At 32.5% G+C, this 15,098-nt stretch carries 14 protein-coding genes; 11 read left to right on the top strand and 3 right to left on the bottom strand.

The features are described from left to right. Positions 1–32: 32 nt before the first annotated feature. Positions 33–1,052 carry a hypothetical protein gene (locus BUA98_RS07125; protein WP_072970926.1) on the bottom strand — a complete coding sequence of 340 codons (1,020 nt, stop codon included), beginning with the start codon at positions 1,050–1,052 and terminating at the stop codon, positions 33–35. 198 nt (positions 1,053–1,250) lie between these two features. Between BUA98_RS07125 and BUA98_RS07130 the strand changes: the two genes are divergently transcribed. The 11 genes from BUA98_RS07130 to BUA98_RS07180 all read left to right on the top strand — a co-directional run bounded on the left by BUA98_RS07130 (position 1,251) and on the right by BUA98_RS07180 (position 12,590). After that, complete coding sequence (locus BUA98_RS07130) at positions 1,251–1,766, top strand: RNA polymerase sigma factor (protein WP_072971814.1); 516 nt, start codon at positions 1,251–1,253, stop codon at positions 1,764–1,766. Positions 1,767–1,815: 49 nt separating this feature from the next. After that, positions 1,816–2,715, top strand: coding sequence for a FecR family protein (locus BUA98_RS07135; RefSeq protein WP_072970927.1), 900 nt, complete (start codon positions 1,816–1,818; stop codon positions 2,713–2,715). 27 nt (positions 2,716–2,742) lie between these two features. Further along, entirely contained in the window at positions 2,743–5,250 is a 2,508-nt protein-coding gene (locus BUA98_RS07140) for a carboxypeptidase-like regulatory domain-containing protein (protein ID WP_244279174.1), read from the top strand. Between the two features lie 327 nt (positions 5,251–5,577). Beyond that, on the top strand, positions 5,578–6,480 hold the full coding sequence (locus BUA98_RS07145; protein WP_072970929.1) for a COG4315 family predicted lipoprotein: 903 nt from the start codon (positions 5,578–5,580) through the stop codon (positions 6,478–6,480). Between the two features lie 141 nt (positions 6,481–6,621). Then, positions 6,622–7,017, top strand: coding sequence for an OB-fold protein (locus BUA98_RS07150; RefSeq protein ID WP_072970930.1), 396 nt, complete (start codon positions 6,622–6,624; stop codon positions 7,015–7,017). A gap of 2 nt (positions 7,018–7,019) precedes the next feature. Further along, on the top strand, positions 7,020–7,865 hold the full coding sequence (locus BUA98_RS07155; RefSeq protein WP_072971821.1) for a DUF5777 family beta-barrel protein: 846 nt from the start codon (positions 7,020–7,022) through the stop codon (positions 7,863–7,865). Positions 7,866–7,876: 11 nt separating this feature from the next. Further along, positions 7,877–8,227 (top strand): hypothetical protein, encoded by a 351-nt coding sequence (locus BUA98_RS07160; protein ID WP_072970931.1) that lies wholly within the window; start codon positions 7,877–7,879, stop codon positions 8,225–8,227. A 13-nt stretch (positions 8,228–8,240) separates the two neighbouring features. Then, positions 8,241–8,783: a YceI family protein gene (locus BUA98_RS07165; protein WP_072971817.1), complete on the top strand. Its 543-nt coding sequence runs from the start codon at positions 8,241–8,243 to the stop codon at positions 8,781–8,783. A 404-nt stretch (positions 8,784–9,187) separates the two neighbouring features. After that, the gene (ilvN, locus tag BUA98_RS07170) at positions 9,188–9,727 is read left to right on the top strand and encodes an acetolactate synthase small subunit (protein WP_072971823.1); all 540 of its coding nucleotides are present in this window, start codon (positions 9,188–9,190) and stop codon (positions 9,725–9,727) included. Between the two features lie 152 nt (positions 9,728–9,879). Beyond that, positions 9,880–10,617, top strand: a complete 738-nt coding sequence (locus tag BUA98_RS07175) for a hypothetical protein (protein WP_072970932.1) — start codon at positions 9,880–9,882, stop codon at positions 10,615–10,617. A gap of 431 nt (positions 10,618–11,048) precedes the next feature. Continuing rightward, positions 11,049–12,590, top strand: coding sequence for a hypothetical protein (locus BUA98_RS07180; RefSeq protein WP_072970933.1), 1,542 nt, complete (start codon positions 11,049–11,051; stop codon positions 12,588–12,590). An 83-nt stretch (positions 12,591–12,673) separates the two neighbouring features. Here BUA98_RS07180 and BUA98_RS07185 read toward each other — a convergent pair whose 3' ends face one another. Both BUA98_RS07185 and BUA98_RS07190 read right to left on the bottom strand, forming a co-directional pair. Further along, the gene (locus BUA98_RS07185) at positions 12,674–14,683 is read right to left on the bottom strand and encodes a M56 family metallopeptidase (protein WP_072970934.1); all 2,010 of its coding nucleotides are present in this window, start codon (positions 14,681–14,683) and stop codon (positions 12,674–12,676) included. Continuing rightward, entirely contained in the window at positions 14,680–15,042 is a 363-nt protein-coding gene (locus tag BUA98_RS07190; protein ID WP_026983956.1) for a BlaI/MecI/CopY family transcriptional regulator, read from the bottom strand. Before BUA98_RS07190 ends, BUA98_RS07185 begins: the two co-directional genes overlap by 4 nt. Positions 15,043–15,098 lie beyond the last annotated feature (56 nt).

Below are 15,098 nucleotides of genomic sequence, written 5' to 3' on the forward strand. Positions count from 1 at the left end.
ATAGATTGTAAAGACTATCTACCTATTAGGATTTATTTTTTCTCAAAATAAAGATAATTGGTGCTATTACTTACATCACGCAATCTTATTTGCGAATTATTAAAGTCAAACAATTTCCAACTATTATTTAGTTTACCAAGTAATTCTGAACTGAAAGTTAGTTTTAATTCCCTAACATTATTTTGTATTGTACTTTCCCATGTACCTGTTTCTGAAATCGCTCCTTTGCTGGCAACTACAGATTTGTCGCTTTTAAAGACAAACGAATAACCACTATAAGAGGAAGTTTTTTCTGAATCATCAAAATAATAAGGTATTTCCCAGGAACCTTTTGTTATTGTTGCTGCAAAGTCAAGTGTAACAATATTATTTTCCGGGCAATAATCAATAGCATATTTTATGGCATTTTCGAAATCTAAATTACTTGTAATTGATTTTATCTGATTGTTGTAATCTACTATCGAAATTGGATATTGTAAGGAAATATACTGACTGCTGTTAAGGCTTTTTATAAAATTAAAAAACGCCTGATCGCTTATAATCGAAACAGAACCCGCGACCTGATTTGCACTGTTATACGTATTTATTGTGATAGGATAATTAATGTTTAATCCATTTATTTTCGATAAAAGATCTGGATACATATTCCAATAATCGATTAAAGAATTAAAATCAGCCTCATTCGGAATGTTTTTTTCGATGTAATTGTAATACACCATCGTTACCGGAAAGCTTATTTTTACAATGTCATCATCAGTATTGTTTTCGTTGATATTATCAACTACTTTTTGATAATCTGCTGTAGTGTTAACTGCAATTTGTTCGTTGTTAACAGTAACACTATAAGGAAGTTTAATAGTACAATAGGTAGAACCGTCAATTACATTATCCTGCACTGTCTGAACCATTGCTACTCTTTGCAAATAAGTTGTAAGAGGAGAAACATTTGTAATTGTTCCCTTTGCATTATTGTTTTGCTCATCCATATCACTTTGACAAGAAAGTAAGAATAAGAAAACTGCTATTGACAAATATTTTTTCAGAGGGAACATATTTATATTTTTACAAATGTAATAAAATTTAAGAAAATCGTTTTTAATAAATTCGGCATCAAGACTTTTGGTTTCATTCTTTATTTTTAAATTATCTAAAAAAATAGCATTTTCTACTTGTATAAAACATTCTATTTTGCTTTTACCCTACTTAAAGCAAAAACAAATACATTTACAGCGTACAAATCGAAAATCCAAATGCCAAATAAAAACCAATCTAATACTTGTGATGAAATACTATTTTCATCTTTTTTTAAAAGTCAGATAAAAGCACTTCGAAATTTTCTTTTCTATAAATTTGGCAACATGGATCAGGCAGAAGATTTAGCACAGGAAGCATTTGTCAAGCTCTGGCAAAACTGTTCTTCTGTACCACTGGAAAAAGCGAAATCATATATTTATACTATTGCAAACAATAGTAGTCTCAATGAAGTGGCACACCAAAAAGTGGTTCTGAAATATGAAAAAAACTTTACTGGTCTGGATAAAACAAATGAAAATCCCGAATATCTTCTGGAAGAAAAACAATTTCAGGCCAAACTATTGAAAGCTATTGAAAATTTAAACGAAAAGCAGCGTGTTGCTTTTTTGATGCATCGTATTGATGGAAAGAAATACAGCGAAATTGCCTTAGCGCTAAACATTAGTGTAAAGGCAGTCGAAAAACGCATTCATTTGGCTTTGTTAAGCCTGCGTAAAGAAATTGATTTATAAAAGTAGGGTAAATTTAGTTCCACTTGTTTTAATATATAATACTAGTACAATGAAAAAAGATCGATTATTAGCAAAATGGCTCAACGATGATTTATCTCCGGATGAATTAGCTGCATTTGAAGCAAGTCCTGATTTCGAAAAATACCAAAAGATAAAAAATTATACAGCTCATTTAGAGGTGGGTGATTTGGATGAAAACGCAATGTTGTCTAGTATTCTGAGTCAGAAAAAAACAGCTCCAAAAGTAGTTCCGCTACACAAAAGATGGATGTTTAGAGCTGCGGCGATATTTGTTTTAGCTCTTGGAATTACCTTTGCACTAAAATTTTTAGTACCACAAACTGAAACAGCCAATTATGGAGAAAAAACAACTTTTTTACTTCCTGATCATTCTGAAGTGGTATTAAATTCAGGTTCTGAAATAAACTATAAAAAATGGAACTGGGACAATAACAGACATCTCGAACTAAAAGGCGAAGCTTATTTTAAGGTAGCCAAAGGCAGACGATTTGAAGTGCATACTAACCTCGGAAAAGTATCTGTCTTGGGAACTCAATTTAACGTTAAAGTCCGAAAAAACAGATTTGATGTAGTATGTTACGAAGGACGTGTAAAAGTAAATTATGCCAACACACAATTACTATTAACTCACGGACAAAGTGTTAGTTTCGAAAACGGAAAACAAACTAACATAAAAATACGTTCACTGAAACCAGAGTGGACAGAAAATCAAATATGCTTTTATAAAGAAGATATCAAAAGCTTATTAGACGAAGTTGAAAGGCAATACAATATTAAAATCGAATTAAACACAAAAGACACAACCTCGTTATTTACAGGAAAATTACCCTCTAAAAACCTGGATATTGCCTTGAAGATTATTAGTACAACCTATCATTTGGAGGCCAAAAAAGTCTCGAAAAATAAAATAATTTTTGACGAAAAATAAATGTTGCTCCCCAAACAATTTCATTTTTTGTTTTTTACATTTTTCCTTGTCCTGAACCTTTCTGCTCAGGACAAAGGAAAACGTATGCCTTTTAAAAAAATCATAATTGACATTGAACAGCAACATCATGTTATTTTTAATTACACAGAGGATAATATTGAAGGACTTGAATTGACTCCGCCAAAAAAATCTCTCTCGTTAGATCAAAAGCTGCACTATCTGGCAAAAAACACTACTTTATCTTTTGAAAACATAGGCAACAAATTCATTAATATTTATAAAAAGGACATTGAATCCAAAATGATTTGCGGATACATTTTTTCCGACTCGGATAAAAAACCTATTGAAAACGCAAATATTAGTTTACCTAACAAAAATCAGATTACAACAGATTCAAACGGTTATTTTGAATGTAAACAAGAGGATGCAACTCTGTTTTTGATTAGTCATGTTGGATTCATATCTAAGAAAATTGTTCCTAATAATTCGGACTCAAAAGACTGTCTCAGAATACTATTAGAGCCTGAAATTACAGAACTTCAGGAAATTAAAACCAATGCCATTTTAGCATCAGGGATTTCAAAAAACAAAGATGGGTCATTTGAAATTAAACCCAAGAAATTTGGTATTCTTCCGGGACTTATAGAACCCGATGCTTTACAGACCATGCAGCAAATTCCAGGGGTAAATAGTATAGACGAAAGTGTATCAAGTATCAATGTACGCGGCGGTACACATGATCAGAATTTATTTTTATGGAATGGAATACGAATGTTTCAAACAGGGCACTTTTTTGGATTAATATCGGTCTTTAATCCCAATTTGGCGCATACTATTTCTATTTATAAAAATGGAAGTTCTGCCTTTTTTGGGGAAAGTGTTTCCAGTGTCGTAGCCATTTCTTCTACTCCGGAATCGACAGAAAAAAATTCTTTTAGTGCGGGAATAAACATGATTAATGCTGATATTTACGGAAAGTACAATCTTTCAAAAAAGAGTTACATCGAAATTTCTGCACGTAAATCGATTACTGATTTTGTTGAAACACCTACGTATAAAGAATATTTCAATAAAGTATTTCAAAACACTACCATTACCGATTTTTCAAAAAACCAAAATGTCAATTATCACAGTGATAAAAAATTTGGCTTCTACGATGCAACACTAAAATATGCTCAAAAAATTGGAAGCAAAGACCAGGTAATCCTGGATTTAATTACCATCAAAGATAACCTCGAGGTCTTTCAAAGTGCAACTGTAAACAACATAAACAGATCTGAGAATAATATTTTACGCCAGCAAAATTACGGTGGAAACCTTTTATGGAAACGAAACTGGAACAACTTCAATACCACTAAAATCAATGTTTATAACTCTTCTTATGAACTTTTGGCCGATCAAAAAACAACCAATGCCAATCAAATCGTCATTCAGGAAAATACAGTCAATAATAATGGAATCAATTTAGAAAATAATCATACGATTAACTCCAAAATCAGTTTTAACGATGGTTATCAATATAACGAAATGGGAGTTACGAATTTAGAGCAGGTCACTAATCCTGATTTTTATCGTAAAGTTAAAGACGTGCTGAGAACACATGCGGTAATTTTGGAAGGAAAATACAATGACACACTTTCAAGAATCTATTTTAAAGCCGGAACCCGAATTAATTATATTGAAAAATTTAAAAAATATATTGCAGAACCGCGAATGCAGTTTAGTTACGGTATCAATAAAAGTCTAAATATAGAACTGCTTGGCGAGTTGAAAAGCCAAAATTTGCAGCAAATTATTGATTTGCAAAAAGATTATTTCGGTATTGAAAAAAGGCGCTGGATTATCTCAAACAATACTACAATCCCAACTCAAAAAAGCAAACAATTATCTTTGAATTTATTTTACAAAAAGAATGACTGGCTGCTGGATATCGAGAATTTTTATAAAAAAGTAAATGATATTACAACTTCCAGTCAGGGTTTTCAGAATCAGTTAGAGTTTGTTCGAATGACCGGTGATTATGAAGTTTGGGGAACTGAGATGTTAATTCAAAAAAAAATGAATCACTTTTTGACTTGGTTAAGTTATACTTATAACCATAATAATTATCATTTTTCTAATTATGAATACCCAATTTTCCCTAACAATTTTGAGGTAATGCACACTGTATCGTGGGCAGGAATTTATGAGAAAAACAATTTCAAAATTGCCTTAGGAACAAAATGGTCTTCTGGCAGACCAAAAACCTCTCTCAATAGTTCTCAGATTGATTCTTCAGATCCCGTACTGGACTACAGCAAACCGAACAATATCAATCTGCATATTTTTTCGCAGGTTAATATTTCCTCTACTTACAAGTGGGAAACTGCAAAGGGAATTCAGTATAAACTAGGAGTTTCGATTTTAAATATCCTAAACAGGAAAAATGAAATCAGCGAATATTACAGAGTAAGTTCTTTAACAAATTCTATAGAAGAAGTTGAAACATTCGCACTGCAAAGAACTCCTAACGTGAGCTTTAGAGTTTCACTTTAAACCATTTTCTACAAAGTCTGTAAAAGATTCTTGTCACATTTTTTATTTTTTTTATAAAAACATCAATTCTTTGGTAGGGTAATCTACATCAAGGCTGTTTTACTATTGAATCCTATCAAAAGAAAACATGACCTCTTTAAAAAATTTAATACTAACCCATCGCAGCTATTTTTTTGATGACAGTTCGTAACCTAAACTATAAGATTACGCAACGAAATGCTTATTAAAAAAAGCATGAACCATTGACAAACATGACTTCTAACAAAATACTTTATAGAACCAGTAAAGTGTTTTTTCTTTTTCAACATTAATTTAATTAAAAAAACCATGAAATTACAACAACTTAAATTCGCTTTAATTGCCCTAGGTACAACTTTCTTTCTTAGCTGTAGCAGCGATAGCGGTAGTGATGATCCTACTCCTACAACACCGGAAGTAAAAACAGAAGTTAAACTTTCTACAAGTGCAACATTAGGATCTTATCTGACAGACAAAAGTGGAAGATCTTTGTATTTCTTCTCAACAGATGCAAAAGGACAATCCTCTTGTACAGGAGGATGTGAAGCCTTATGGCCGCCTTTTTATGTAGACAATTTAACTGCTGATAAGCTAGGTGCTGGTTTAACATTTTCAGATTTTGGAACTATCACTACAGCATCTTCTAAAAAACAGCTAACCTATAAAGGCTGGCCTTTGTATTACTATGCGCCGGTTTCCGGAACTGATCCTTACGGCAATGCAGGTACAAATACAATAGAAAAACCGGGTGAAATAACCGGTGACGGATTTGGTGGTGTATGGTTTATTGCAAAACCAGATTATTCTATCATGATCGTAAGAAGTCAGCTTGTGGGTCATGATGGTAAAAACTACAAATCAGACTACACTGTTGGAGATGGTTTAACTACCTATTTTACAGACGCAAAAGGTTTGACATTATATACTTTCGTAAATGACAATTACAAAGTAAACAATTTTACAGCAGCAGATTTTTCAAACAATGCTATTTGGCCCATATATGAAACAGATAAAATTGTTGTTCCTTCTATTCTTGACAAATCTAAATTTAGTGTTATTACAGTATCTGGCAAATCTCAATTAGTCTACAATGGCTGGCCTTTATATTATTTTGGGCAAGATGCAAAAATAATGGGCGCAAATAAAGGAATTAGTTTCCCTAGCCCGGGAGTTTGGCCTGTACCGGTAAAAGACATACCTCTTGCGATATAAACTGCTAACCATTAGTAGAAATTCATGTAATTCCTTTTAAATCTATTTCAAATTAGTTCAATTTCTATTGGACTAATTTGAAATAATAAAAAGGATGAAAAACTGCCCTACTGTAGTATAATTTAAAATCCTAAAATTAACATGACTAAAACGAGAATAAAGATTCTGATATTCTTATTAGTGATAAGTTTTGGCCCTTACTATATCTATCAAAATGTTTTATATAAAGATGCCAGAGACATCAATAATGAAAAATCAACACTTACCATTAGTGCCCAAAATCTAGAAAAAGAATATGCTGCAAATCCATCTCAGGCCGACGCTAAATACTTAAATAAAACAATTGAAGTTCAAGGAATCGTTTCAGAAGTTACTGATTCTACTATGGTTGTAGACAAAAAAGTTTTTTGCAAGATGAACGGAGAAGTAAAAAAGACTTTGATAAACAAACAAATCAATATAAAAGGAAGATGTATTGGTTATGATGATTTGTTCGAACTAGTAAAATTTGATCAATGCAGTATTCAACAAAATTAAATATGAAAAAAAAAATATTCATAATAGCCAGTTTCCTAATCTGTTTCTACAGTAACGCTCAAGATGATCTTCTTTCTGACCTGGATTCCACTCAGGTCGTTGACAAAAGTGTCACAGCTACCTTTAAAGCCTTGCAGATTATAACCTTACAATCTACAAAACTAGCTGCCAAGAAAGAATTCTATATGGTAATATCGCATCGATTTGGGTCCGTAAAAGGAGGTATTTCCGAGTTTTTTGGTTTTGATGACGCCACGACAAAAATTGGTGGAATCTATGGTGTAACCGATTGGCTTTCCGTTAGTGCATCGCATCATACGCTGCTTAAAATGAATGAAGCATCAGCCAAATTTAGACTTGTAAGACAAAGTGAAACCTTCCCTTTTGATATTGTTGGTTACAGTACTATCGATTTTAATAGCGGATTAAAAGAAGAAGATTATCCAAAAATTGAATTTTCTGACCGTTTGAGTTATATACACCAAATTTTGATTTCAAGAAAATTCTCTGACAGACTTTCTTTAGAATTAGTTCCTTCCTTCATCCATAAAAACTTATACAATCCTGAAATAGAAAACGATAACCAATTCACTTTAGGAGCTGGTGGACGATTAAAATTAACTAAAAGACTTTCTCTTAATTTAGAATATGGTCAGAATTTTAACAAACCAGACTTTTACAACAACCCCTTATCTGTAGGACTTGACATAGAAACCGGCGGTCACGTTTTTCAATTGCTTTTTACAAACTCGCAATCAATGACTGAAAGCGGTTACTTAACAAGTGCTGCCGGCGATTGGGGAAAAGGCGATTTTTTCTTTGGGTTTAATTTATATAGAGTTTTTTAAAAGTACAAAATATGAAAAAATACATTTATTTATCAGGCCTTATCCTGTCACTATGTGCTTGTGAATCGAATACGTATGAAAGTCTGCAGGAACCAACTGTTATAGTTGAAAAAGTTACTTACACGGCAAATGTCAAATCTATTATTGATCAAAATTGCATTGGCTGTCATTCTTCAGGGGGATCACTTATTCCGTTAGAAACTTATGATGAGGTAAAAAATGCCGTGTCTACTACAAATTTATTAGATCGGATTCAGCGACAAAACGGAATGCCGGGACTAATGCCAAAAGCAGGAAGAATGCCGCAGGATAAAATAAACACCATCCTGCAATGGAACACAGATGGATTATTGGAAAATTAAATCAACAGTAAAAATGAAAAAACTAATTGTGCTCCTACTTTTGTTTGTTGGAACAGTAAATGTTTCGGCTCAAAAATATATGACAAAAACCGGAAGCTTAAAATTTGAAGCTTCTGTGGATTCTTTTGAAGAAATTGCCGCAGAAAATAAAAACACTTCTGCCATTTTAGAATCTGCAACGGGAGAAATTGCAGTTCTGACGCTTGTAAAAGGATTTCGGTTCAAAATTGCCTTAATGGAAGAACACTTTAATGAAAATTATATCGAATCAGATAAATTTCCTAAAGCAACATTTAAAGGTAAAGTAGAAGATTTTGATGTAGCAAAACTTTCGTCAGCCTCAGGCATGTTTAAGATTTCCGGAGATTTAACCCTCCATGGAAAAACAAAAAAAGTAACAACAAATGCTAAAATTTCAAAATCGGGTGATAAGATTACGATAACAGGAAATTTTGAGGCAAAACCGGAAGATTTTGATATTGAAATCCCTAAGCTGGTTAGCAAAAAAGTGGCTGACAAAGTAAAGATCACTTTCAATTTACTACTTACTAAATAGAAGACATATTAAAAATGTAATCTATTCTCTTTTTTGTTTTCATTGTTAAAGCTGACTAAAAATCAATATATTTGCCTCTCATAAAAAGAAAATGAAAAACAATAGTAACATCTCTATTATTATTAGTGCAGCCATTATTAGATGTCTGTAGAGAGGTGTTGTATAAATATATTTGAAGATATAATTTAAAAAGACCTCCCTTAATCAGGAGGTCTTTTTGATTTTAACCCCTTATGAAAAACATAGCAACTAACATTATTATCGCAATTATTATTATTCGTATCACATGACGAGTCAGGATTCTATTGCACAATGATAAAAACCTTTCTCTATCAAAACGAGAAAGGTTTTTTTTTGAAAAAAAATAAATCAAATAATTAATAAATATTCACAAAGAAATGGCCATGAAAAACCAATACACCTTTACCATTTATGCCGAAAATCAAGTACAATTGTTCCAAAAAATCACGTTAATCTTTTCGAGGAAAAAAATTAATATAGAAAGCTTCAATTTTTCTTCTTGTGAAGTCGATCCAATATCTCGCTTCACCATCTTAATTACAGAAACTTATGAAATCGTTCAAAATTTAGTGCCTCAAATTGAAAAAATAATTGAAGTTTATAAATGTTTTTGCAATACCAATGAAGAAATTGTCTGGAAGCAGATTGCTCTTTTCAAAGTGCCAACAGCCACTATATACGAAGAAAACTTAAATTCTTTTCTAAAAAAACCCAATATCACAGCTGTTTCCATCGAAAGAAATTACACTGTTTTTCAGGCTACTGGAAACGAAGAAGAAATCAATGACTTAGTTATCAAATTGTCTGATTTTAATCTTATTGAATTTGCAAAAAGTCCCAGAATTGCACTCATAAAAAAGAGTGAGGGTTTTGCCAGGGAAATATCAGCTAGGGAAAGAGATAAAGAGGAACATTTTATATAACATCATGGAAAAACTTAAATTATTTTTCTACTATTTTCTGCTGTCAAAATTCCTCAGAAAGTTTAAATTGTTATATTTACTTTTTTAGCTGACAAAATATAGTGTTCGAATATTAGTTTTATACTATTGTCAATTAATTTTTAGAAGTCAAAATGGAAAAACATATAGAAACGGTAGCCTCGTTACCTCTGGAAAATACTCCAACTACATACCCTCAAATAAAAAAAGCCGATTTATTACCCCATCCGGAATCTCGCTTAGATTCTATGGAAATGAAGGAAACACCGCTTAGCGATTCCACTATTCCTTATAGAGATTTAACGAGCGTTACCAGTAAAAAAGAAAGTATTTCCCGACTTATTGCGAAACTTGATGTAGAAAATAGTATCAGGTATCAGCGAACTGTAGAAGATACCTATTGCAATGTTTATTCTTACGATTATTGTTACTTCTCGAGAGTATATCTTCCTACAGTTTGGTGGACGGAAGAATCTCTTAAAAAAATGGCGCAAGGACAAGAGGTTGAAGCTGTTTTTGAGCAAACCGTAGACAGAATTTATTCCAGTGCCATAACCGATTGGTTTGCTGAATGGGGACCCAATTTTGGCTGGGAGAAAATGGATACTGCCGATGAAATTCAAAAGAAAGTAAATGAAAATGGCGGTATTGGAATAATTTGTGCCAAAAGAAGAGAAAAAGGACTTTCGGGACATATCGTTCCCGTAGTTCCGGAAACTGATCAACATAAGGCTTATCGTGAAAACGGCGTGGTAGTTTATCCCTTGCAATCTCAAGCAGGAAAACTGAATTATAATTATTTTTCGGAAGTAAGAAAAGACTGGTGGAATGATGAATTATATTCCTCTTTTGTGTTTTACTATCATGAATAAATTAAGCCTACAAACCTCCTACTCAAACATTCAAAAAAATAATTGATTTTCAGCGTGTTAACCACTTGGAAATGACATAATAAAAAACTACTTTTGCAACTTGGAAAAAACAGGAATAGCTAAAAAGTACAGTTAGGCTATTCATCTGCTTAAATTATTGATATAAAAGTAATTAATGGTTATTAGCATTTTATAAGCCCCTTTATAAAATCTTACTTTTTTATCAGTCATTCAGTTGATACAAGTGCAAAATTCCTAAAACTAAAATACATTTCTAAAATTCTAAAAGTCGAATAAACTTTTTTAATGGAGGCAACAATTTATGCGATCCGTTAAAGATTCTTTGTCTCCGGTTTTGACGAATTAGAGCTGTATCTCTAAATAAAAACAACTTTAAAGTAGTATCAACCATAAAAAGAAAATTAGTATAAATGAAAGACAATCAGACAAAAAAATATTATTGGGGAATTGGATTAGAAAACGAAACCTATATGCAATTTGAGGAATCCTTAATAGTTTCTGGTGCGTTTATACAAGAGAAAATTGGTTTTGAAAAATACAGTATTGACTACAGAAAATGCTACAAACCGGAAAGTCTGGCTCCTGTTTTGCAAAAAGCTTTTAATTCCGAAGAAAGTTATAAAGTGAGCCGAATGATGAATAGTCATTCGCTTGAAAAACTGGATATTAATTATCAGCACAAAACCTTATCCCCAATAAAGCCATTTGTGGATACCGAAAATGGTGAGGTGGCTGCAGAACCAATTGAGAATCCTGAGTATTTAGGAAAATCAATTATGGAAATTTTCCTTGAAGATCAGCCGTACAATATTCAGAGTATGATTACTCAAAGAAACAAAACAATGGGATCAGTACATTTTGATGGTGATTCTATAGAATTTGTTACCAAATATTTTGAAAACAGAACAATTGCTGAGTCTTGCAAAGAACTAAAAGCAACCAAAAAGTTATTCTTAGATAAAATCAATGAATCGTCTGTTTTGAATGGAAAATTAAACTTTCCGGATTACAACAACGGACTTAATATGTTCATGACCAATCAGGAAAACCTGGTTTTGTTCAATAACGGAACGTATCACTTTCATATTACTTTACCGTCATTGACTGAAGACAGCCGAATTGTCGACTATACTGATTTTGAAAAAACACACGCCAATGCGATTTATTTATTGCAGTGGTTTGAGCCTTTTTTCATAGCAACTCTTGGAAGTCCTGATATTATGGGCGTAATAAGCGATAAATACAGTCTGGATAAAAAGTTTACTTTAGGTTCGATGCGAAATGCAATGTCGCGTTACATTGGCGTTGGAACGTACAACAAAGCAATGCCAAAAGGTAAAATTCTAACTTACAACGTAGATAATTTTAGAGAACTACTGAAATTTGAAAAGGAAGAAAACATTTGGTGGCGCGATCAGATTGAAACTGAAATGGAATACGAAATGCTTTCAGAAGTTGGTCTTGATTTTAATCAGGAAAAAATGTATCAAAGCGGTTTCGAATTCAGAAGTTTTGACGAGTTTCCTGCAGAATATCTAAATGATGTACTTTTCTCAATTATTTTAATTTGTGAGCATTCACTTAACCTTCCTGATGTTCAGTGGGGTCATGACAGTAAAGCTTGGAACAACCTTGTTTTTAAAACGCTGAAAATGGGTTATGCAACTGAAATTAATGAAGAAGAAAAAAACGAAGTTTTAAATTTACTTCAGCTATTAAATCCTTCAGATGAAAATTATAATACTTTAAAATCTGAATTTGATGCGATTGTATTATTAGACGAATTCTTCTTTAAAATTCTGGCTGTTTTACATGATAAATACAAAGACAACAATATTTGTCTTGATGCGATGTATGGGCAAAAAACAAGTTCTCCACCAAAATGGAATAACTTTAATAAATACCAAACAGAGCGCCATTTACAGCAAATTGGGAATTTCTCTGATAATTAAAAATCAACTTATATAAAAATAAAAAAAGCCCAAACTTTTTTAGTTTGGGCTTTTTTAGTCTTACAAGTTCTGTAATTTTATGCTTAATTGCCTAAAACAGCTTTCAATGAAATATATTTATCCAGGCTTTTAAAATCGTGTCCTTTTCCTTTCATCGATTTAATAAAAGACGGTGTTGCACCAACTGCTTTTGCTCCCACTACATCTTCAAGATTTAAATTATTAAAACCAAGATCTTTGTATTGCAGTATTAATTCAGGAGTTACATTTAGTGACTTCAAAGCAAATAAATCATCTGTTGTGATGTTTTTATAACCTGCTTTTTCAAAACTATTTATGTATTCTGGTGTTACATTTAATGATTTCAAAGCCATCAAATCATGGTTAGAAAGATCGTTATATCCTATTTTTTTATAGGAGTCAATAAAGGCCTGATCAATACCCAATGATTTAAATGCAATAACGTCGTCCTCTTTATCTTCTTCGTCATCTGCATCTTTGTTATTCTTTTTCGAATTAGTCGAACTGTGGAAATCCTTAATATATTTTGCATCTATCCCCTGAGATTTTAATGCAATAATGTTACCCGGACTAAGGTCTTTGTAACCTGATTTACGAATTTCTTCAATGTAAGCCTTGTCTATTCCTAACGATTTAAAAGGAACCAAATCATCTAAATCAATATCAGGAATTACTTGTTTGATTGACGTAATATAAGCTTCATTTACATCTAATGCTGCAAGGGGAATAAGCTCATCTTTGTCCAGATTGTTATATCCCTTTTTCTTAAGCATTTGCACATAAGATTGTTTAACGTTGATCATAAAGAAAACCATAAAATCTTCATCGTCTTCAAGATCAATTCCTTCTTTACTCATTGCTGTACGATACTCTTTGTTTGCCGTAAATTTATAGGTTCCCATTCCACTATTACCTTCAAATTTACCAGTAAAAGTCATTGTTCCAGCTTCGCGTGTCAAGGTAAAAGTGCCTTGTTTGTCTTTCGGAAGGTCTTTAAATTCATTCAATTGAAAAGTACTATTAGAATTGTTCTCGTCGCTTTTAAATTGAATATGTACGGTTTCGCCTTTGATTGTAGCAAACCAACTTCCTTCAGTTTCCATTCCGCCCTGAATGTTCGACTGTTTTTCTTCTTTTTCCTTAGAAGCAAGAGTTTGACTTTGCGCTGCCGGTTGATTAAAAAGGCAGGCAAACAGCACCATAATTGGCACGAGGAAAAAATATTTCCAGGTGGTGTGCACGTTTGATTTTTTTGAGTTCATCATGATGATTCGTTTTTTTAATAATGATTGATTATAATTAGTTGTAAGACTCAAAGGGAATTGTGGTGCCGCTACTTTTAGCAGACTAAACTGGTAACTTTCTTTTTCAACCACATCTTGCTGCAGCATTTGATCATCTGTCAGGAATTCAAGATTGATTTCTAACGTTTTTCTCCATTGCCATGCAAAAGGATTAAACCACTGGAATATAAGAACGATCTCAGCTAACAGAAGATCAATGGTGTGTTTTTGCTCAATGTGAATTTTTTCATGAAGCAAAATCTGATTGTAGGTTTCCCATTCATATTTCTCCGGATTAATAAAAATATTATTAGCAAAAGAACAAGGTGCTTTATCACCTGTTATTTCGACAATACGAAATTTTCCATCCTGAATAACTGATGTTGAATAGGCTCTGTAAAGCAATATGATGGCCTGCATCAAAAAGTTAAGTGCAAAGACAATCACACCAAACCAATACAAATAAACCAACACCCGAGTAACTGATTCAACATTGATTACTTGTTGCGTTTCTTCAATAAGAGTTGGCTGTACAGGCTGCTCTTTTATTGCTGGAGTTATATTGGCCTTAACCGAAGTTTTTGCTACTACAACAGGCTTTTCTACCGCAATTTTTCTAAAGGATAATTGCTGAGGAACCGGAACTAATGGTAAAATAAAAGCCAATGCCATGCAGGAAAGCAAAACAAACCGGTTTAAATGAAAGAAAGTTTCTTTTTGCAAAAGCAGTTTGTAAAATACCAAACAGGCCGTAAGAATAAGCGCTGAATATAAAATATAAGGTATCATATCTTTTCTTTTTTAATGAGGTGTACGATTTCATCTAATTCTGTTTCGGTAAGTTTTTGCTCTTTGGCAAAAAACGCGAGCATTCGCGGATAAGAATTATCAAAATATTGACTAACAATATCCTTCAGCGCAAATTGTTGGTATTCTTCCCTACTAATCACCGGAAAAAAACAATGCATATTTCCAGCCGTTTCATGATTTAGAAAACCTTTCTCTTCTAATATTTTCACAATTGTCGCCACACTATTATAATGCGGTTTCGGATCTGGTAACAATGGAATAATATCTCGTATGAAGGCTTTGTTCAAATCCCAAAACACCTGCATGATCTGTTCTTCTCGTTTCGCTAGTTTTATCATGGTTAAAAATTTTGATGCAAGATACTACTAATTAATTAGTAGACAAACTAATTTGT

Source organism: Flavobacterium saccharophilum (genome assembly GCF_900142735.1).
Lineage (GTDB): Bacteria > Bacteroidota > Bacteroidia > Flavobacteriales > Flavobacteriaceae > Flavobacterium > Flavobacterium saccharophilum.